Source organism: Coprobacter tertius (assembly GCF_024330105.1).
GTDB classification, from domain to species: domain Bacteria; phylum Bacteroidota; class Bacteroidia; order Bacteroidales; family Coprobacteraceae; genus Coprobacter; species Coprobacter tertius.
Window position 1 is genome coordinate 292,233 of the sequence record NZ_JANDHW010000001.1, and the last position, 21,265, is coordinate 313,497.

Below are 21,265 nucleotides of genomic sequence, written 5' to 3' on the forward strand. Positions count from 1 at the left end.
GTCGTTTTATATTTCTTTTCTCAACCGGGCTACCGGTATTCCCAGTTGCTCTCTGTATTTTGCAACAGTGCGTCTTGCGATTACATAGCCTTTTTCTTTCAGCAATTCGCAGAGTTTATCATCGGCCAATGGCTTTTTTTTATCTTCATGATCGATGCATTCCTGTAATATTTTTTTTATTTCACGGGAAGATATTTCTTCTCCCGAATTATTCTGCATCGATTCGGAGAAGAAATACTTTAACGGAAAAACTCCGAAGTTTGTTTGCACGTATTTACTGTTGCTTGCCCGGGATATAGTAGAAATATCATACCCTGTACGTTCTGCTACATCGCGAAGTATCATCGGCTTGAGGGTGCTTTCATCTCCTGTCATGAAAAATTCCCGTTGCAGTAATAAAATTACTTCCATAACGGAAAGCATAGTTTGTTGCCTTTGTTTTACGGCGTCGATAAACCATTGGGCGGCGTCGAGTTTTTGTTTTACAAATAGCAGTGCGTCTTTCTTTTCTCGAGTCTGATTTTCTTTATTTCCGGTATAATCTTTCAACATATCGGCATAAGACCGATTTACTCTCAATTCAGGCAGCTCTCCGTTGTTGAGACTCAGTGTGAGTTCTCCGTCTTGCTCATCGACGATAAAATCGGGAATGATGTGGTTCCCTCCAGCTTCGAAAGAATCTGCGCCTCCTCCCGGTTTAGGGTTCAACGAAGTTATTTCTGTTATGGCATCCTTTAGTTCTTCTTTATTAACGTTAAGCTGGCGTAATATTTTGTCGTAGTGTTTCTTACTGAATTCTTCAAACATTTCATCTACGATGCGATAAGCCAAGAGATTAGCAGGTGTGGCCGGTTTGCGTTCGAGTTGTAACATTAGGCATTCTCTTAGATTGGTCGCACCTATGCCTGCCGGTTCAAAATCCTGTATGATTTGCAGTAACTCTTCCAGTTTTTCGGTACTGACATCGATACCGGCCTGGAATATCAGGTCGTCGGATATCGCTTGTAACGATCGTTGCAAGTATCCGTTATCATCGATGTTACCGATAATATATTCAGCAATTCGAGTGTCTTCTTCGTTCAGGTTACGTAATCCGAGTTGGCGAAGGAGTCCATCGTGGAATGAAGAATTACCGGAAAACGGGATTTCTTCTCTTCGGTCTTTATGGGAAAAATTATCGGCTTCGAGTTTATAATCGGGGATATCGTCTTCACTGAGATAATCTCCCAAAGAAATATCTTCGGCTGTTTCTGTATTATTATTTTCTTCCTCCGAAAGCAGATTATCGTCATTATGTTCTTCGGGGCCTTCCTCGAGAGCCGGATTATCTACTAACTCCTGTTTTATCCGTTCTTCCAGTTCGATGGCTGTCAACTCGAGCATTCTCATGACCTGAATCTGTTGAGGTGACAGTTTCTGTTGCAGCTTCAGTTGTAATTGTTGTTTCAGCATCGTAAAAACAGATATGACTTTCCAAAAACGAAGATAGTGTATTTTTTGCTAAAGTCTTTTATTTTGATCTTTTTTGTGACATTAAAAACAACTGTTTTCCGGTTCTGTTCTTGCCGGTTAGTCATTATTTATTTTTTTAGTATTACTCGTATTCCTTCTGGGGCTTCTACCCGGCTTGTTATCTTTCCTGAAGAACTTTTTTTATGTGATATTTTAATAATGCCTAAGGGGGTAGGAACTGTCCCTTCCACCCAATCTAGATTTCCGAGATGTGGTGAAATACGCACGGTTTTGCAACCCGGTTCTATTGGTATTGCGCCTAATACATACCGACTCATCCAGGCCGTAGGACCCGATGCCCATCCGTGGCAAAAACTATGTCTGAATCCTTTGTAGCAATGATCTCCACCTTTGGCGTGTATATCGTATTTACCTGCCGGAATGACTTCATCGATGCGTGCAGCTTTCAACGCATCGCTGTAATCGAGATCTTCCCAAAATGTAGTAGCTCCGAGGTCGAGCATAGCCCCCCAATAGTCGGATATGATTTTTAGAGCCTGTTCGTAGCAATTACCAGCTGCAAGAGCTTCGAGCATGTAGTAACCATAAAATGTTGCAAAACGTTCCGCCCCGTCACGTGCGATTACTGCAAGAGCGGTTTCTTCTACATTACCGTAACCGGCTAATACGGAGAGAGCTGCAGCTTGTTTATTATCATGTAGTTCGGGTATGTTCTTTTCGAGATTCAATGCGCAGTCAGAACATTCTTTCTGAAGTTTTTTGTCTTCCAGCCAGATTGCCAGTTGTTCACCGGCTCGCATACTGATTAGAGAAAGCGATTGTAGCCCCGAATGAATTACATTTGGGTTGCGTGCTGTTGGCCAGTCGAGAAAACGTCCGGTAGGTAAAGCCTCTTTTCCATTATGAATGTGACTGATTATTTGCCGCAATAATCCCGAAATATAAGTATGCTGTTTTTTCAGATATTCATAATTTCCGCTATATAGGTAGAGGTCCCGGTGGATGATAAGCCACCATAACGAATAAGCGCACATGTCGTTCATCCATCCGGGAAGGGGGGTATTGTCTCGTGCGAAATCAAGACTTTTCGTAATTACTTCGTTATTTCCGAAAACCGAAGTAATAGTCATTACCTCCGGATGCATATCTCCCAACCAGACGAGGCGGTCGCGCTTTATTCCGTCCCACAAGTATTCCTGCATATTCAGGTGTACAGTATAAGCGCCTGTTTCCCAGATGCGGTTCAAGCGTTCGTCATTACAATGGAAACTTCCCAGATACGGAATATCACGGTATCGGCATATTGCCTGCACGGTCTTCAATGGTAATTTTACTCCTTTATCGAGTAGATCGATGCGTACGAATCGAAAGCCCGATTGCCCGGTTTCTATACTTCCTAGCCACGGTATTTCTAAAATGTAATCTCGTAATGAATGATCGTTTGTTGCCGATGAGTCGGCTGTCGTACCTCCGGTTTCACTCATGGTTTCACTTACCGATTCACCCAGTCTAACCCTTATCCGTACTGTTTTTTTATCACTGCGTATAGGGGCGAAAATACGTATATTCCCATATATTTCCCGCCCGAAATCGAGAATTACGGCAGCCGTATCAGTATCTTCTTGCTTAAAAAAGGTACAAAAATCCGTCGTGTTGGTTGCAAGTTGTCCGTCGAAAGGTTTCAATAGGTTATCGGGTGCTGAAATCGTATTTTTGTCGGTAGTAGATACCCATACGATACGTTGAGGAGAAAGTGTCGCCGAAGATAATTTTACAGGTTTGAAATGAGATGAATCGAAAAAATCGTCAAATCGCTTATGCTGTGCTGTTATACAGGAAATAAAGATCGTCATGAAGACTGTAAAAAGAAGATGTCGTTTCATTGTGATGATGCGTGTATAATTATTTTAAATTACAATATTAACGACAAAAATCGGAAAATCAAGTTTCTCGGGCCTGATTATCCGATTATTTTGTTTTAAGTCTTGTAATTATCTGCAGGGGAGTTTTATTATAAATGTACTTCCTACACCGATTGCGCTTTCAACGGTAAGAGTTCCTCCGTGCGCTTCTACAAAGTCTTTAGAGATGGAAAGTCCGAGCCCGCTCCCCTGAACTTTTGTTCCCGGAACCCTGAAATAACGGTCGAAAATACTTTGGTGATAGCGTGGGTCGATTCCTTTTCCGAAATCTTTCACAAAAAGCACGATGGTTCTGTCTTCTTGTTTAGCCCCGATGATGACTCGCCCGTTTTCTTTTGAGTAACGTATCGCATTACTTAACAAATTGGTAATTACCCAAGCGATTTTTTCGCTGTCGACAAATAGCTTGTTTATTTTTTCGGGATATTCCACTTCTATCTGGCATCCGAATTTTTCGGCTTGTACACGATTAGCGGTAATAGCGTAATTGATAAGTTCAATCGGTTTTGTGATCTTGGGCATTAGTTGCAGTTTTCCGGCTTCTACTTGTGTCATATTCAGTAATTCTCCGGTAATACTTAGCAACCTTTCACTGTTTTCCTTAATGCTTTTCGAGAGTTCTTCCTGCTCCTGGTTTAGATTTCCAATTCGTTTGTCTTCAAGTAGTTGCAGGCTCATTAAAATAGCAGAGATCGGAGTTTTCAGTTCGTGGGAAATCGTTGAAATAAACGTAGTTTTAGCAGTATCGAGTTCTTTAAATTCGGTAATATTTTTAAGTAATATAACGTGTCCGGTCCCCGACGATTCCTTTTCTCCATTATATTCGGTATTTATGGGAATGTATTTAGCCTGAAAATAACATTCTTTATTATCGGCGTATATTTTCAATGGTTCTTTCTTTTCGTCGGGAGTAACCAATTCCCTAATCAGACGTCTTAACAAGTCGTTTTTCAATGCTAACTCGGTTGCCGATTTGCGGTATGCGTTTTCCCGTTTCAAATTAAGAATATTTAAAGCCTCGTTGTTGATAAATAAGATTTCATTGTCGTTGCTTAATCCGATAATAGGCTCGGTAATGCTGTTTACAATGGCTTCGATATATTTTTTGCCGGCCAGTATATCGTTTAATGTGCTGGCTCGGTATTCTGAAAGTTTTTCAGCCATACGGTTAAATCCTTCTGCAACATCGGCAAATTCACTGCGTGGTTCGAATTTAAGTCGTTTCTCATAATTGTAATTGGCAATTTCGAGAATACCCGCTTTTAGTTCCCTGATCGGACGGATTATAAATCCGGGCATTCTGAAAAGTAGGAATATACCGATAAGAATGCAGATTCCTCCGATAACAGTTATCCAGATAAGAGCTTGATCGAGAGCCGGTTTTGCGGCAGGACTGTCTGGGTCGGTTGCCGTAAGTAACTGTAGGTTGATAATCGACAATGCGACCAATAATATGATCATGCTTACCAATATGCCGATACTTAGAATTAATCTTGTTTTTATATTCATAATTTTTATTTTAATTCTTAGGCTAAAATAATTAAATCTGTATTATTCTGAGAGAGAGATTCGATTAATTTCTTATAACGCATTATCGAAAAGAGAGCCCATGGTATTTTTAATCGAGGACTTCCCATACATAATGTCGTAATTTGTTTTTCTTTGCATACTTGCATAATTGTACCCGGAATATCTTCGGAAGGAATGCGGATGACTTCTCCTCCCAATTCGGTTGCCAGTTTAAAATGGTTCAGTAAGTGTCTTTGGCTCGAAAGAGCGATGCGGTCGGGGTTTTCGCGGGGTGTTTGTACATACAGTATCCAGAATTTTGTATTATAACGGGTCGCCAGACGGGCTGCTTTCCGTATGATTTTACGAGGCGTTTTTTCGTTACTGCTGATACAGGCCATTACTTTCTCATGACGCACTCGCTGTATGTCGCTTACAACTTCATTTTCTACTTTTTTCTCAACGCGCAATGCAACTTCTTTTAGCGCGAGTTCACGGAGTTGCAAGATGTTTTCCGATTTGAAAAAATTTTTGAGAGCCGTTTGTACTTTTTCAGGCCGGTAAATTTTACCGGCTTTCAGGCGCTCTACCAATTCTTCTGCGGTTAAGTCGATGTTTACTACTTCATCAGCTTGTTCGAGAACACTATCGGGAATACGTTCTTTAACTTCTATTCCTGAAATTTCCTGTACTTCTTCGTTGAGACTTTCGATATGTTGGATGTTTACGGCACTGATTACATTTATACCTTCATCGAGTAAAGTCATTACGTCTTGCCAACGTTTTTCGTTTTTGCTTCCTTCTACGTTGGTATGAGCCAGTTCATCTACAATAACGATTTCTGGCCGTATGCGTATAATCGTGTCGAGATCCATCTCTTCGAGTTCTTTCCCTTTATAGAAAATTTTTCGGCGGGGTATTACTGTAAGTCCTTCAACTAAAGCCTCTGTTCCGGGGCGTCCGTGTGTTTCGATATAGCCTATTTGTACATCCACTCCATTACTGAGTAGGTCGTGCGCTTCTTGTAACATACGGTATGATTTTCCTACGCCGGCGATCATTCCGATATATATTTTAAATTTCCCTCGACGCGATTCTTTTATGAGTTCGAGAAAATGTTGTATATTTTCTTCTCTGTTCATTATTTTATCATTATGTTTTTTAAATCGTTTGGCTCGTGACAATATCCCTATTGCCACGAGCCTGTACACATGGATGTTTAAAAGCTGGGGACAGCAATCTGTATGGCTGCCTACCGTAGTGTAATCCCCAACACCAAATGGATGTCTTCCTTATTGGGATTCCAGATGATCTGGGTGTAAACAGGAAGAGAGAATTTGTCGGTGATGATGATTTCTTTTGAAGCTTTTAACGACACGTTGGTTACTGAAAACTCTCGGGTTCCGTACATCGGAGCATCCCAGGGAGTGAATCCGACGATTGCGTTCAGTCCCACTTTTTTAATAGCAAACGGATAGTTCAATTCTACGTAGGTAGAATAGGCCTGTTTACCTCTTTTATTCATTTCATACACTGGCTCTTCGTTATCGTCGTAACCGGAGAGAACCGTTCCCTTTTTATCTGCACCGGCAAACATCGTGTACCAGCTTAAAGATAGTGGAAATTTTTCTATCGGGAGCGCATAAGAGATTCCCGCTTCGAAAATATGATCGGTTTTATGTGATTTGTAATGAAAATAATTGAGTGCGCCTTCTCCTTTCCACCAGTAATCTGTGATCCCGATCGTTACTCCGGCAATGCTGTATGATGCCGTAAGATCTACCTCTTTAGCTCCTTTTCCTGTAAAATCGACACTCCCCCAGGCTGTGAGAGAAAACCCGGAGACATTTATTCCGAGTGTCGGCTGGAAACTCGATCCGGTTTGATATTGTCCTCTCCATACGTAGGAACTTACGATATCGCCGGCAACATTAAAATTTACACCTTTATTATCTTCTGTTTCTATTTCTGTAGCCGATGCGGATACGCAGAAGCATAGAGCCGGTAAGGCTATTATTTTTTTGAGATTCATTTGTTCTGTAAAGTTTAGTGGTTCATCGATTATTTTTGATTAAACTCTTTGTCGAGTGCAATATTCAATTTTAATACATTTACTTTAGCCGGTCCGAAAAGGGACAAAAACGGCTTTTCTTTTTGTTGATCAACTAATTTCAGTATAGCGTCTTCAGATACATTTCGGGCCAGTGCTATCCGTTTTATCTGAACATATGCACATTCGGGCGTAATATCGGGGTCGAGTCCCGAACCACTGGCGGTAACCATTTCTGCCGGAACGTCTTTACGAGTCAGATAAGGATGATGGACAAGAAATGTATCGATACGGGCTTCTACTTCATTGAGGTATTCTTCGTTTGTAGGCCCTTTATTGCTACCTCCCGATCCGTCGGCTGTGTAATCTACCGCTGAAGGTCGTCCCCAAAAATAAATATCCTGTGTAAATGACTGTCCGATATTGACGGCTCCTACTACTTTTCCGTTTAGGGTAGCCAGTTCGGCATTTCCTTCATTAGGACCGGCTATGCGGGCATAGGCCCACAAAACCAGAATGTAACAGACTGCAAAAAATAAGCAGAATACGAGAGTGATACGTAATGATTTTATAAGATTCGATTTCATTGTTTCTGATAATTAAAAGAATAAACTGATAAATAAATCGATGAGTTTAATGCCTACAAACGGGGCTATGATTCCTCCTAATCCGTAGATCAGCAAGTTCCGTCTGAGTAGAGCTGAGGCTCCGATTGGTTTGTATTTTACTCCCCGTAATGCCAGTGGTATAAGAATCGGTATAATAATGGCATTGAAAATAACGGCACTCAATATCGCGCTTTCGGGACTATGTAGGTGCATGATATTTAATGCTGCCAGTTCGGGGATCGAAAGCATGAACAATGCGGGGACGATGGCAAAATATTTTGCTACGTCGTTAGCGATTGAGAAGGTAGTGAGTGTTCCCCGTGTCATGAGTAATTGTTTCCCTATTTCTACTATCTCAATCAATTTGGTGGGATCATTATCGAGATCGACCATATTACCGGCTTCTTTTGCAGCCTGTGTTCCACTGTTCATGGCTACGCCTACGTTCGCTTGTGCAAGAGCCGGTGCGTCGTTTGTCCCGTCTCCCATCATTGCAACGAGTTTTCCTGTATCTTGCTCTTTACGAATGTAATTCATTTTGTCTTCGGGTTTGGCTTCAGCGATAAAGTCATCTACTCCGGCTTCTTTCGCTATATATTTTGCTGTAAGAGGATTATCTCCTGTTACCATGACGGTTTTAACGCCCATTTTTCGTAATCGGGCAAAACGCTCTTGAATACCTGGTTTGATGATATCTTGCAACTCGATGACTCCGACGACTTTTTTATCTACACACACTACCAAAGGGGTACCTCCGTTGCTCGATATGGCTTGTATGAGTTCTTCAATTTCTTTCGGGAAAGGGTTACCGGCATTTTCCGTTATTCTACGGATAGTATCGAAAGCTCCTTTTCGTATTTCGGTGCCGTCTTTCAGATTTACTCCCGAACATTTGGTTTCGGCACTGAAGCGGACCATCTTAGATACATGTGCATCGAGATTATGCATGTGAAATCCGCTTTCCCGTCCCAATTCAATGATAGATTTACCTTCGGGGGTATCGTCGGCTATAGAAGAGAGCATACAGTATTCTGTAAATTTCTTAAAATCGATATTCATATCGGAATTCGGCCAGAATTTTGTCGCTTTACGATTCCCGATTGTGATTGTGCCAGTTTTATCGAGTAAAAGTGTATCTATGTCACCGGCTGTTTCAACAGCTTTACCCGATTTGGTAATTACATTGGCTCGTAAAGCTCGGTCCATACCTGCGATTCCGATGGCCGAAAGCAGTCCACCGATCGTAGTAGGTATAAGGCATACGAATAACGAAATAAGCGATGCGATCTTAATGGTTGTGCCGGTATAATCGGCAAATGGTTTCAGAGTGACACATACTATGATAAAAACAAGAGTGAAGCCGGCCAGTAATATGGTAAGTGCTATTTCGTTAGGGGTTTTCTTCCTCGAGGCTCCTTCGACCAGAGCAATCATCTTGTCGAGAAAACTCTCTCCCGGTTCAGTGGTTACTTTTACTCTTATATGATCTGAGAGTACTTTCGTACCTCCGGTAACCGAGCTTTTATCTCCTCCGGCTTCTCGTATTACAGGGGCGCTTTCACCGGTAATTGCACTTTCATCGATCGAGGCGAGTCCTTCAATGATTTCTCCGTCAGCGGGTATAATATCCCCTGTTTCGCATTCAAATATGTCTCCTTTTTTCAACTGTGAGCTACTGGTAATCTCGACTTTTTCATTAACGATGCGGCGAGCGACCGTTTCTTCTCTCGTTTTACGTAAACTGTCGGCCTGCGCTTTTCCTCGAGCTTCGGCAATAGCTTCAGCGAAATTGGCGAATAAAAGTGTTAAGAGAAGAATGATAAATACAAGCGCATTATAAGCGAACGAACCTTGTACGTCGTTAAACAGAGAATAAATAGTCATTACAAGCATCACGGCAGTCGATGCTTCGACCGTAAACATGATCGGGTTTTTTATCATCATTCGTGGATCGAGTTTCACGAATGATTGTTTAATACTGTCTTTTACTTGCTTCTTCTGAAATAATGAAGCTGATTTATTATCTTTCATAATGATCTGCTGTTATAAACTGAAATGTTCTGCGATGGTACTTAATGCATGTACCGGGAAAAATGACAGGGCGGCCACGATAAAAATGACGGCAAAGGTCATTACACCGAAGGTGAGGGTATCGGTTTTTAAGGTTCCGGCACTTTCGGGTATGTATTTCTTTTCAGCCAGTAGCCCGGCGATGGCAACTTGCCCGATGATCGGAATAAACCGGGACAATATTAGAACAATGCCACAAGTAAAATTCCAGAAGAACGTATTGTCTCCCAAGCCTTCAAATCCCGATCCGTTGTTTGCTGCCGATGAGGTATATTCGTATAACATTTCGCTCAGCCCATGGAACCCGGGATTATTGAGCCAACCTCCCTCTCCCGCCACAAATTGCGGAGCATGTACGAAAAGATATGAACTGAGGGCTGTTCCGGTAAGAATAACGAACGGGTGGAGGAGTGCGACGATCGTTGCAATTTTCATTTCTTTTGCCTCTACTTTTTTCCCCAGAAATTCGGGAGTACGTCCTACCATAAGCCCGCTGATGAACACCGCAATAATAATAAATGTGTAATAGTTCATCCAACCGACACCAACACCGCCAAACCATGTATTTATTTGCATGTTCAGCATCTCTATCATTCCCGAAAGAGGCATTGTGCTGTCATGCATACCGTTTACCGAACCGTTTGATGTCACCGTTGTCGTTACACTCCATAATGCGGTAGCACCCGATCCCAATCGTATTTCTTTACCTTCCATGGCACCTCCGTTTTGCGAAATTCCCATGGCATCGATACGAGGATTACCGTTCATCTCCTGGTACGTATTTATTCCTACACCTACCAGATAAGCAAAAAGCATGACTCCGAAAATAGTAAATGCCAGTTTTCTCTTTTTCAGATAGAAACCAAGAGCAAAGATCATGGCCATAGGTATGACCAATATCGACCAGCATTCGACCATATTGGTAAGGTATGTCGGATTTTCGAGCGGATGTGAAGAATTTACTCCGAAATAACCTCCTCCATTAGTTCCCAGTTGTTTAATCGGGATAATTGCGGCTGCCGGTCCCTGTGATACGGTTTGTTCGGTTCCTTCGAGAGTCGGAACAGTCATTTTACCATCGAATCCCATCGGAACGCCTTCTGTTATAAGAATAAAGCCCACGATGAGGGATAAGGGTAAAAGGATACGAGTACAGCTTCTTACCAGAAAATACCAGAAGTTTCCGATTGTTTTAGTCGTTTTGGCGGCCATGGCTTTCATAATACCGGCCATTGCAGCCATACCGGTTGCGGCTGTAATAAACTGGAAGAGCATGATAACGAATAACTGAGTCAAATAGGTAAGTCCGCTTTCCCCGCTGTAATGTTGCAAATTACAGTTTACCATAAAACTGATGCAAGTATTAAATGCCTGGTCGGGCGACTGAGGACCGTTTCCATCAGGGTTTAAGGGCAACCATCCCTGACTTACCAGTAAAACCATACCCCAGATAAACCAAAATAGGTTTAGTGTAAGTAAGGCTTTCAGGAATTGTTTCCAGTTCATTTCTTCATTGGGATTAATCCCGCTGAGTTTATATATCCATTTTTCGACGGGAGTCATAAAGTCCATCAGGTTCTTTTCTCCCTTATATACTTTGGCAATGTATTTTCCCAGAGGATAGGCTATAACTATCATCAGGACGATTTGCAATACTATGCCGGCAATTTCTGTATTCATTGTATAAAAATAGATTAGAATTTTTCAGGTTTGACAAGTACGTAGCACATGTAGCCGAAAGCGGCTAATCCGATAATAAATAATGCAGTATACATAATGTTTCACTCTCCTTTCTGTTATATTTTGTCGAACCAGTCGACGCATTTAAAAAATAACCCGAAGCAGGCAATTCCGCTCAGTATACAAATGATGAATGATAATGTTACTCCCATTTTCTTGTTTTTTTAATTGTTATACTTTTATGTTATCTCGGTATTTCACTATACCAAACATGTGCCAAAATGATATCGTTAATTCTAAGATTCACAGAATCAGTTAAATATAAATTTGAGATGGAATGGAAAGCAGAAGGGCACCTTTTCATTTTGAAAAGGCGCCCTTCTGCTTTGGGAATAATTATAGGATGATGATTGGTTATAAACCGTATTCTTCAATTTTCCGATAAAGAGTAGTAAGACCTATTTTTAACAAACGTGCAGTCTCGGTTTTATTTCCATGAGTATATTGCAGTACACGTGAAATATGTCTCCTTTCCATTGAGGCTAACTCGAACTCGGAATATGTTTTTATTCCTTCTTCTTCGAAGTGTTCATTTTGCATTTCAACCGGGAGATCTTCCAGCGAAAGGGTATCACCCTCACAAATGATCATACTACGCTCCATTACATTACGTAATTCTCTTATATTGCCATTCCACGGGTTGGAGTATAATGCTTTCAAAAAGTCTTTACTCATATTTTTGGGTAAGTTCCCACTCCGTTTAGAAAAACTCTCGATAAAAGATCGGGCGAGTATTTCAATATCATTACCCCGTTCCCGCAATGGTGGTAATTGTATGCTGAACACCGATAATCGATAGAAAAGATCTTCGCGAAATCGGTTATCGGTGATTTCTTTTTTTAAATCGCGATTGGTCGCTGCGATTATGCGTACATTTACTCGTGACGGTTTCGTTTCTCCGATTTTCAGATATTCTCCTGATTCGAGTATCCTAAGTAATTTTGCTTGCAGATCGAAAGCCATTTCTCCGATTTCATCAAGAAATATGGTTCCGTTGTCGGCTTCTTCAAATAATCCTTTTTTATCTTTTAAAGCGCCTGTAAAAGATCCTGCTTTGTGGCCGAACATTTCACTTTCGAGCAATTCTTTACTGAAAGCCGAACAATTTATGGCGACAAAACTTCCCGATTTTCGATTGCTTCCCATATGTATAGCTTGCGCGAATACTTCTTTTCCAGTGCCGGTCTCTCCGGTAAGAAGTACAGGGACATCGGTTGCTGAGACTTTCCTGGCTAATGTTATTGCATTTAATAATACTTTGGAAGTTCCCAAAATAGAATCGAAAGAATAGGATAATGAACCATTTTTTTCTTGTTGTATTTCCCGTTTGTTAGCCTGCGCTTTTTCCATGGCCCTGCTAATAAGGGGAATGATTTTATTATTATCATCTCCTTTAGTGATATAGTCGAAGGCTCCGTTTTTAATGGCCTGTACTCCATCGGGAATATTGCCGTGAGCTGTAAGTAAAATGATTTCGGTAAGCGGGAACTGTTTTTTTAATTTTGTTACCAGTTCGACACCGTTTCCATCCGGCAGCCGCACATCGCATAGAATTACTTCGGGGTTTATAGCCGATACTTGTTTCAATCCCGATCGACAATCGGCGGCTTGATATACTTCATATCCTTCGAGCTCCAACATACGAGCCAGAAGTTTACGAATTTGCGGTTCATCGTCGATGATAAGAAGTTTGTTCATTCTTTTGGCAATTAACGGGAAAAAATATTTGGCAAAGATACGACTTTGAAGATAAAATGCAACCCGTTAACGTACAGACAATCATGAGCAGGCTTTTATTTTTTTTTTGTAGCTTACAAATTGATTTTATATTTTTTCTATGCGATATGTCGTATCGGATTTTTCATTTACTTTAAATCGGATATTTCCCTTTTTGCCTGCTTTCAATATTTTGTTATTTCCATTTATCGAAATTCGGTATTTGTTTCCCGGTAATAGCCCACGCAATTCAAATTCGCATTTCCCTGTGCCATTCGTCGACCAAGTATAGTAATCGGGATTCCAGTCAAGGATATGTAAATTTATTTTTCGATTTTCGCGAGCATTTAATATGAGGGCCATAGATTCTTTATTTTCCGGGTAAAAAATCAGTTCTTTCCCATTTGGGAAGATACCGAAATTTCTACTGCTGCGTACTGAAAAATTTTCTGTTCCGATTCGGTAATCGCCTTCTTTTAGTTCGATGCGATATTCGGTACCCAGGTGGGTGTAGGCAAAGGAGGTTCCGTTAAGTTCTTTTGTTAAGTTTGGCTCTAAACCCATTCGGTTCCATTTGGGACGTATTCCATATATATCTCGGTAGAGTGCTGTTACGCTGGTGCATATACCGGCTAAAATATCAGAGCCTTGTCCTTGCTGGGTTTTTCGACTATACCGTTGTGAAGAAAGTCCGTCTTTTTTGTACTGGTCGAGAATGTTGCGAATATATTTAAGGCCGATATTTTTGTTGTAAGCGACATAGGCTCGTATCCCGAGATATCCCCATGTAGGAAATATATCGCCGTTTTCGTAAGTAGGAAAAGGCCAGTTCCTGTTGCTGACTTCTTCTCTTTTATAGGAATCGAAGCATAGAGGCCAATGGAAAAGGTTTTCTTCAGAAGTACGCGATTCTATTTGATCGAGGATTCGGCTGATTCTATCCTGGTTGTCGCATATTCCGAACGCGATAGCTGCGAAATTTACCGGGGTTACGAGATTGTCCCCGTGTATCGACCCGTCTTTATCGCGCCAGTACACATATTGATTTTTATCTGGAGACCAGAATCCACCCTGATCTACTGGCTTATTAAAAGCTGATTTAAGTCGTTTGGCTACCGATTTGTAATAGGCGCTTTTTTGCTGATCTCCCAGAATCGATTCACAATCGGCCCATAATTTCAAGGCTTCATACATCTGAGCATTTACGAATGCATTTTCGAAACTTGCCCAAACGATATCGAGCCAGTCGCTTGCGGTTTGTTCGTCGATAGAATTATTCATCATTTCGAAAATCCCGTTATGGTTCGAGTCTCGGGCAATCAACCAGTCGAGAGCCTTTTCACAACTTTTTTTATGGGAACGCAGCCAATCGATGTCTCCGCATAAATCGAATTGTTCTGCTGTATTGATGATATATCCCGTTTGAGAATCGATGGTATATCCCCATCGAGCTTCATAGTATCCGGTTTCGTAATCGTAAGTCCCGGGCATTTGGTCCGAATCGTCATTGTGCCACCGAGACAATACGCGCCCTTCTTCTGTTATGGCATAATCTCTTTCACGATCTAGCGTTGCACAGAAATTACGAGTGTAATTTTTGTCGTTTAATGCCATCCCTATTTGTGCAAAAAATGGTTCATGCAAGCATTTCCAGTTAGTTGTCCAACCATTGGCTCCTATAATCCCGTTGTCAACGACTCCGTATCTTCCGGTGGTATTCATCAATTCACGAACTGCTTCTGAGTCGATTCCGGGTAAAACTCCCCTCGAATAAATTGCAGTATAATCGATATATTGTAGCTCGAGATTTATCTCGCTGTTTTTGGTTTTCACAGAAAAAGGAGAAAAAACATCGGCTTTACCCCGTACAAAACGGTTGAGATTATATCTTTGTTTCAACTCTTTATCGGTGACCAGGTGAGTGCAAACAAATTCTTTTTTATCGCTTAGAGAATATTTAGAAGCAATGAAGCTGTTATTTCCGGGTTGAGCTGCAATCTTCAACCCGTTTCCCGATTGCGGATTCCATAATGTTACTCCTCCTGTGTGTACACCGTAGGTATCGTTTATTCCCGATAGATACTTGCACCAAACCATCCCTCCGTTATCGAAAATACCCCCTTTCCAGATGGATAAGTCGGCAAAATTCCAACGAGGGAATTCTATTTCTTCCAATTCTGTCGTTTTATTGTATTTCCGTTGGATATTCCAAATTATTTTTTCATTGTGTAATACGAAATTCCATGTTTCATCGACTTGGATAGTATCGTTTCCGAATGTAATTCCTTCTAAACGTATTCCTTCCGGTATATTTATTACATTGATTTTTTTATCGAGAACGCAAGAATTATAAATTTCGTTTTTTGTTGTGAAGCCGGTATAGATACCCGATTCGGAAAGTGTATTGATTCCTTTTATATTTAATTGTGTAATTTTACAGCCCGTAGAATAATCGATTACCAGTTCGAGATTTCGACTAGTATCTGAAATACGTATGATTCCTGCGTCGGATTCATGTTTTATCGTAGAACGGCTGTTCTTTGTATTATTTGTATAATCATGTGTAATAGCTTGTAAAGGCAGATTGGAAAAAGCACAAAGAATGATTACAGAAATAAAAATGAGAAAAAAAGACGAATGCAAAAAGAATTTTAGTGAGACTGCAGATTGTGTATGTTTCATATTTTCGTATTATTTCGCATAAAGTGATGAAAAAACTTTTTGTTTTTAAAGGTAAATATTTACTGGATAAATCTTTGGTTGTAATTGTGTTAATAATATTTAAATCTATTTCGATATGAAACAGAAGTGGAGGGATCTGCGTTACTTTTGTTTAATTCTGTACCACATTATTGTACAAAATTTACCTTAAATAATACTTTGATGAAGAGTTCTGTTTTATTCCAAGCGCTTGCTTTTTTCTTTTTTTCATTAACGATTTCGGCGCAAAATTACGACTATCCTTCTTATCGTACCCGCAATACGATGGTACTTGAAATTTCTCGTATCGAGCGTAACGATACAGCGGTGTATCTCGATGCAGAGGTTTATTCTAATCCCGGAGAGTGGGTACAGCTTTCTTCAGGAACGACCCTTAAGGGTTCGGTTACCGGTAAAATCTATAAATTGGTGAGTTCCGAGGGTTTTAATCTCGATGAAAAAGTAATTATGCCCGATAGCGGAGGTATTTCATTCCGGTTGCGTTTTGAACCGACCGATAAAAAAGACATCGAACTGGATCTCAGGGAAGGAAACGCCCCCGATGATTTTGTTATTTCGGGTATTCGTTTTTCTCCTCCGGATACGATTGGGAAAATCCATTGTAAGTTATCCGGTAAAGTGATAGATCGTCCGCAATCGAGTCGGTTGATATTGATCCCTGACGGAAAAGACATAAGGACAAACAATTATATTTCTATTCCGATTCGGGATGGAAAATTTGAATATGATTTATACAGTGATTCAAACATTGCTTATAATTTACTTTTTGGGGATGAGGTATTTAAGGGTATGTTTTATGAAACGATATTTTTTGCCGAAAACGGACCTGTAAACTTTATTCTTTATCCCAGTGAAAACGATCCGCGTTTTATTATCGAAACCCAAAATCCGCTTATGCTCGAGAAAATGGGCTTTGATCTCAAATGTAAACAGAAATTCGATTTTTCACCTATTTATTCCCGTATCGATTCATTGGATAAAATCGGGAAATATGAAAGCGAAGCTTTGAAAGCATTATGGTTGAGATATGCTGCTGCCGGAGATAATTATGCCGAAAAAGATAAATTATATAAAGAGAGGGACCGTTTAGAAAAAAGCGGAGAAGCATATACGCCGGAAGCACGTAAATTAATCGCGGAGGGAGATAAGCTAAGGAACGAGAGAAATGCGTGGAAGTTGCGATATATTGAAGAGAATCCTTCTTTAGCTTCTCTTTTTTTATTAAAACAGATGTGTGAAGATGAACGATCGGGAGATGATTTAACTCCGCAAATCGCATTGTTTGAAAAAGTATTTGCAAAACGTTATTCCGGTCATCCTTATAGTGAAGATATGCAAATGTTATCGCAAAGCACCCGTCTGAAGGTGGGTGAACCTTATCTCGATATCGTTGCCCCGGATTTAACCGGTAAACAGGTCCGAGTCGGTGATTGTATTCGGGGGAAAATTGCGTTGATCGATTTATGGGCTTCTTGGTGCGGACCGTGTAGAAGAAACTCTAAAAGTATGATACCGCTTTATCTGAAATATAAAGACCGAGGATTTACGGTTATCGGGATAGCTCGTGAAAAAGGAAATACGATGGCTATGGAAAAGGCTATAGAGCAAGATGGTTACCCGTGGATTAATCTGGTAGAATTAGATGATGCGGGACAAATTTGGCTGAGACATCGTTTGCAAAAAGCAGCCGGAGGGACATTTTTAGTGGGTACAGATGGAAGAATCTTAGCGATAGATCCGGATGCGGAAGAAGTTGAAGCGGTTTTGAAAAAGAATTTATAAGGGAGAGAGTTTTAATTTTATTATAAAAAGACTCCGGGTGCTGAAATTTTCGGATACCCGGAGTCTTTTAATAGAAATAAGATTATTTCCCTTTTGTCATTTTGTAGCGTCCGCCTTTCCAGTTTTTATCCCACGTATTTTTTAATGGATGTGCTTCACTGTTGAGTACATATTTATCAAAACTGAAGGTTTTTTCGGGGGCGAAAAACAGATAACAATATTTCATCGTTTCTGCAAAAAAGAAGCTTTCTAATGTATCCCATTTTTCTTTAGTACGTACATCTTTTAGCTGACAATAACCGTTATCGAGTTGACAATATTTTTCGATGGACTCGAACATCGTTTTTCCTTGTTGATAATATTTGTCGTTTCCCGTGGCTTTCCATACATAATAGGTAGATTCTATAGCTTCGGGGCGCGCCATATAATAAGGAGATACGACTTTCATATTAGAATAATCAATACGTTCGGGTTCGATACCGTGAAGTGTCCACATTTTAAAAATCGATTCTTGTAATTTTTCTGCTCGTTCGTTATCTCCGTCGAGAATAAGGCATCCGTTCCAAAAGCAATCGAGAGCTCCGAACATAGTTCCTGTACGTTTCCCGGTATTCATGTCGGCCATTCCGATCCAGTATCCGTTAGGAGTATCTTCTCCAAGATATTTGTTTACACCGGCAACCGATGTTTTCCACATTTCAAGTAAATCTTCATCTCCGAAAAGAATATATCCTTTCAGCAGATATTCGTAAAAAGCATCGATGCCTCCACTGATGTGAGTATTTTTATCGAGCCATTCTCCGGTATCGCAGCTAATACGTGCTCCCACCAAACCTGTTTTGCCTCTTCGATTAAATACCTCTACGATCCCTTTTTTGCATTTGTCGTAATATTCGGGATTACCGGTAAGTTTACTCAGAGTGCCGTATTCGAGTAGCATACAACCTACTTCACAAGGGTTCGTTGTATTACCGCTTATTTTTCCTGTACGCAAATTTACCATGCGGTAGGGAATACCGGTCGGAGAGTCGAAAACAGGCATGAGCCGATCTCCGAGATCTTTAGCCAGATCGAGAAACCGCTTATCTCCGTCGAGCTGATAGGCTGAAAGTAATCCCCCGACAAGGCGTATGGCAATTTCGAATTGTTGTACCTCCATATCTTTATCGAAGTTCAGCTTTGAGAAAATGAGTTCCTTTGCTTCTTTTTTGGCTTCTTTCAGATTCATGAGACACATCGTACTGTAAGCGTCTACAGGTGTCATTAGAAGAGGTTCTGAATACCAATTGTGTCCTTTTTTAGAAATAGGATTTACGGCGTCGAGTCCCCATGCATAATTTTTATAGGCATTCCAACCTTTCATAAAGGCTGTTTTTGCTCGTTCAGCATATTCTTTCTTTTCTTTTTTTAAGTTGTCGTTTGCCGAAGCGATAGGCATCGCTATCAACAAAATCAGACAGATGAGAATTCGGTTCTTTTTCATTTGTCAATTAGTTTAAATAGGTTTTAATAGATTCTTTATCAGTTATCACATAGTCGATCTACGACCAGTTTGCGGAAATCGGGAGTCAGCATCGAAAAATAAGCTGTAAATCCGGTACAACGTACTACGAGATCAGGATATAATGAAGGATCTTTATAAGCATCCAGCACTTTTTGTTTATCCATGATGTTAACATTGATAAGAGTACCACCGAGATTGAAGTGCGTTTTAACAACAGCTTCGATAAATGCGGCGGCTTTTTCACCCATCGATGTTACATCTACCTCCCATTGCATGGGGGCTGTATTTCCATAGCCGGGTTGTACGGAGGCAATCGATTTGGCTAGTAAAAGTGAGGCGCCGTCAGGAGCGAATCCAGGGCATGGATTTGCTCCGTGAGAGATAGGTTCTCCCTTCTTTCTTCCGTTTGGAGTGGCCCCTACGGCAATTCCCAGCTCTATGGTATTGGCCCATGAAAAGAATCCGGGTATAAATATACGATTTAATTCCGGTTCCGTTTCGTCTCTGACGTATTGGGTAAATGTCTCTGCTATTTTTTTTGCCCAACGATCTCCGGCAGTATCGCCTTGTCCGTATTTTTCAGAATTTTTCAGAAGCAGACGTTTTCTTTCCCCGTCTGGATTTTCGAAATTGCTGTCGAGTAATTCGAAGAGTTCTTTCCAGTTTATTTTTTTTTCTTTCTCGATTCGTTGTTCTATCGCCGCGAAAGAGTCGGCTACGATTGCCAGTCCGGCTCCGTCGATCGCCAGATTATAATACATAGCGCCTCCGTTACTGGCATCCAGCCCTTTTTCTATCGGACCATGACTCAATAAATTAAGAATGAGTTCGGGTTCATTGTATTTTTGATTTTTCAAATGAAAGCGTATCCCTTCTGCAGCTGTATGTACGGCTTTTTTTAGGTGTTTGTCGAAAATTCGGGAGAGCTGTACGGTAGAAAATTCATTATTTCCGTTCCGCATGTCATGAAGGGCGACATCGAATACTTTCGCCATATTTACCTTTACTAAGTCGTTCATTGTGTATTCGAGTCCCGGTAACGACATCCAGTTACAACCTACGGCAATCCGTTTTCGAGCCAGTTTTTCATCGAATCCGTTTCGAATGAATCCTTCAACAAGGGCTTTATCTCCGGAAAATCTCGGCCATGCATTTTTATTTTTCAATAAGTACCCGACTGCTTTTTGCATAAGTTTTTCATTGAGTTTATCATGTACCCGTATGGTTATGTTCAACGAAGTGTTTAACCGGTCGGCAGCTTCAAGAATCAAGAAAGATATTTCGGATGTCTGATCGTTACCGTTGGCGTCGGGCCCTCCCAGCTGCCAGTAAACGGGGTCATTTATCAAAAAACAGGCCAGGTAATATATGACGGTATCCCTATCTACGATACCGGCTTCGAGATCTCGCTCATAATAAGGTTGTAAAAGAGTATCTATCTGTCCTCCTGCTCCGTCTCGGTTGTAGGTTCGGGAAGCCAGATGATACCAGATAATCCATTGGCATGCTTCTCTCAAGGTTTTAGGAACACCCGAGAGTATGTTGCGGTTTACCTGAGCCATATCTTTCAGGTTATTACGTAACCCTGTATCAGATTCTTTTTCGATCATCTGCTCGATAGCTTCTATATGGTGTTTTATCCAGGTTTGTATCGCTTCTATTGCTTGTCGATGACAATCGTAAAAATGGCATTTTTCGGTATCTTCTTCATGAAGTTTACGGTAATGTTCGATTTTTTCGAGCAGACCTCCCCATCCGAGAGACAATCCCATTTCGAAATCGGGCGCAAAATGTGCGTCATCTCCTATTCCGCAAATAAGGTTATATTTATCTATTCCTTTTTGTAATTCGGCGTAGGGTATATCCGGACGCCATTTGGGAGTCATACGAGACATAAAATACATCCATCTTCCGGCAAAGGCATCATGAGGATCTACATAGACCGGGTGATTTTGCATGAGAGATACGAAATTCGTACACCATCCGTCGAGTCCGTAAAAGTGACCGTCGGGATGATTCGGTATTGGTTTCCACGCTTTTTCGGGGGGAACTACACGTCCGTAATCATCTTCGTTTAAAGAACCTTCTTTCTTTATTTTTTCATCTATTTGCTCCAGCTTCTTTTTACGAAGCCAGTCGATCAGCGGTTGATATCTGAAATTTTCCATAG

14 protein-coding genes are annotated in these 21,265 nt (G+C 40.8%); 1 reads left to right on the forward strand and 13 read right to left on the reverse strand.

What is annotated here, in order from left to right; all coding sequences use genetic code 11:
• Positions 1-6: 6 nt before the first annotated feature.
• From rpoN to NMU02_RS01165, 11 genes are all read right to left on the reverse strand, one after another.
• Positions 7-1,452 (reverse strand): RNA polymerase factor sigma-54, encoded by a 1,446-nt coding sequence (rpoN, locus tag NMU02_RS01115; RefSeq protein WP_255025249.1) that lies wholly within the window; start codon positions 1,450-1,452, stop codon positions 7-9.
• A 128-nt stretch (positions 1,453-1,580) separates the two neighbouring features.
• Positions 1,581-3,356, reverse strand: a complete 1,776-nt coding sequence (locus NMU02_RS01120; RefSeq protein ID WP_255025250.1) for an alpha-L-rhamnosidase-related protein — start codon at positions 3,354-3,356, stop codon at positions 1,581-1,583.
• A 108-nt stretch (positions 3,357-3,464) separates the two neighbouring features.
• The gene (locus NMU02_RS01125; protein WP_255025252.1) at positions 3,465-4,904 is read right to left on the reverse strand and encodes a sensor histidine kinase; all 1,440 of its coding nucleotides are present in this window, start codon (positions 4,902-4,904) and stop codon (positions 3,465-3,467) included.
• 17 nt (positions 4,905-4,921) lie between these two features.
• A complete protein-coding gene (locus NMU02_RS01130; RefSeq protein WP_255025253.1) occupies positions 4,922-6,046 on the reverse strand; it encodes a sensor protein KdpD in 1,125 nt (374 codons plus the stop codon).
• A gap of 110 nt (positions 6,047-6,156) precedes the next feature.
• A complete protein-coding gene (locus tag NMU02_RS01135; protein ID WP_255025254.1) occupies positions 6,157-6,936 on the reverse strand; it encodes a TorF family putative porin in 780 nt (259 codons plus the stop codon).
• 29 nt (positions 6,937-6,965) lie between these two features.
• The gene (locus NMU02_RS01140) at positions 6,966-7,541 is read right to left on the reverse strand and encodes a K(+)-transporting ATPase subunit C (RefSeq protein WP_255025255.1); all 576 of its coding nucleotides are present in this window, start codon (positions 7,539-7,541) and stop codon (positions 6,966-6,968) included.
• A 12-nt stretch (positions 7,542-7,553) separates the two neighbouring features.
• Positions 7,554-9,593 carry a potassium-transporting ATPase subunit KdpB gene (gene kdpB / locus NMU02_RS01145; RefSeq protein ID WP_255025256.1) on the reverse strand — a complete coding sequence of 680 codons (2,040 nt, stop codon included), beginning with the start codon at positions 9,591-9,593 and terminating at the stop codon, positions 7,554-7,556.
• Between the two features lie 12 nt (positions 9,594-9,605).
• Positions 9,606-11,312: a potassium-transporting ATPase subunit KdpA gene (gene kdpA, locus NMU02_RS01150; RefSeq protein WP_255025260.1), complete on the reverse strand. Its 1,707-nt coding sequence runs from the start codon at positions 11,310-11,312 to the stop codon at positions 9,606-9,608.
• 14 nt (positions 11,313-11,326) lie between these two features.
• Positions 11,327-11,407, reverse strand: a complete 81-nt coding sequence (locus NMU02_RS01155; RefSeq protein ID WP_255025448.1) for a potassium-transporting ATPase subunit F — start codon at positions 11,405-11,407, stop codon at positions 11,327-11,329.
• A gap of 319 nt (positions 11,408-11,726) precedes the next feature.
• A complete protein-coding gene (locus tag NMU02_RS01160; RefSeq protein WP_255025261.1) occupies positions 11,727-13,070 on the reverse strand; it encodes a sigma-54-dependent transcriptional regulator in 1,344 nt (447 codons plus the stop codon).
• 126 nt (positions 13,071-13,196) lie between these two features.
• Positions 13,197-15,770 (reverse strand): glucosidase family protein, encoded by a 2,574-nt coding sequence (locus NMU02_RS01165; RefSeq protein WP_255025263.1) that lies wholly within the window; start codon positions 15,768-15,770, stop codon positions 13,197-13,199.
• Between the two features lie 201 nt (positions 15,771-15,971).
• Here NMU02_RS01165 and NMU02_RS01170 point away from each other — a divergent pair, with 201 nt between their 5' ends.
• On the forward strand, positions 15,972-17,591 hold the full coding sequence (locus NMU02_RS01170; protein ID WP_255025264.1) for a redoxin domain-containing protein: 1,620 nt from the start codon (positions 15,972-15,974) through the stop codon (positions 17,589-17,591).
• Positions 17,592-17,673: 82 nt separating this feature from the next.
• Here NMU02_RS01170 and NMU02_RS01175 read toward each other — a convergent pair whose 3' ends face one another.
• Positions 17,674-19,074 (reverse strand): glycoside hydrolase family 47 protein, encoded by a 1,401-nt coding sequence (locus tag NMU02_RS01175; RefSeq protein WP_255025265.1) that lies wholly within the window; start codon positions 19,072-19,074, stop codon positions 17,674-17,676.
• Positions 19,075-19,112: 38 nt separating this feature from the next.
• On the reverse strand, positions 19,113-21,263 hold the full coding sequence (locus tag NMU02_RS01180; protein ID WP_255025266.1) for a pyruvate formate lyase family protein: 2,151 nt from the start codon (positions 21,261-21,263) through the stop codon (positions 19,113-19,115).
• Between the last annotated feature and the right edge of the window lie 2 nt (positions 21,264-21,265).

Coding starts and splice junctions, on each gene's coding strand:
- rpoN (WP_255025249.1), bottom strand. CDS start 1,452: ATGCTGAAACAACAATTACAACTGAAGCTGCAACAGAAACTGTCACCT.
- NMU02_RS01120 (WP_255025250.1), bottom strand. CDS start 3,356: ATGAAACGACATCTTCTTTTTACAGTCTTCATGACGATCTTTATTTCC.
- NMU02_RS01125 (WP_255025252.1), bottom strand. CDS start 4,904: ATGAATATAAAAACAAGATTAATTCTAAGTATCGGCATATTGGTAAGC.
- NMU02_RS01130 (WP_255025253.1), bottom strand. CDS start 6,046: ATGAACAGAGAAGAAAATATACAACATTTTCTCGAACTCATAAAAGAA.
- NMU02_RS01135 (WP_255025254.1), bottom strand. CDS start 6,936: ATGAATCTCAAAAAAATAATAGCCTTACCGGCTCTATGCTTCTGCGTA.
- NMU02_RS01140 (WP_255025255.1), bottom strand. CDS start 7,541: ATGAAATCGAATCTTATAAAATCATTACGTATCACTCTCGTATTCTGC.
- kdpB (WP_255025256.1), bottom strand. CDS start 9,593: ATGAAAGATAATAAATCAGCTTCATTATTTCAGAAGAAGCAAGTAAAA.
- kdpA (WP_255025260.1), bottom strand. CDS start 11,312: ATGAATACAGAAATTGCCGGCATAGTATTGCAAATCGTCCTGATGATA.
- NMU02_RS01155 (WP_255025448.1), bottom strand. CDS start 11,407: ATGTATACTGCATTATTTATTATCGGATTAGCCGCTTTCGGCTACATG.
- NMU02_RS01160 (WP_255025261.1), bottom strand. CDS start 13,070: ATGAACAAACTTCTTATCATCGACGATGAACCGCAAATTCGTAAACTT.
- NMU02_RS01165 (WP_255025263.1), bottom strand. CDS start 15,770: ATGAAACATACACAATCTGCAGTCTCACTAAAATTCTTTTTGCATTCG.
- NMU02_RS01170 (WP_255025264.1), top strand. CDS start 15,972: ATGAAGAGTTCTGTTTTATTCCAAGCGCTTGCTTTTTTCTTTTTTTCA.
- NMU02_RS01175 (WP_255025265.1), bottom strand. CDS start 19,074: ATGAAAAAGAACCGAATTCTCATCTGTCTGATTTTGTTGATAGCGATG.
- NMU02_RS01180 (WP_255025266.1), bottom strand. CDS start 21,263: ATGGAAAATTTCAGATATCAACCGCTGATCGACTGGCTTCGTAAAAAG.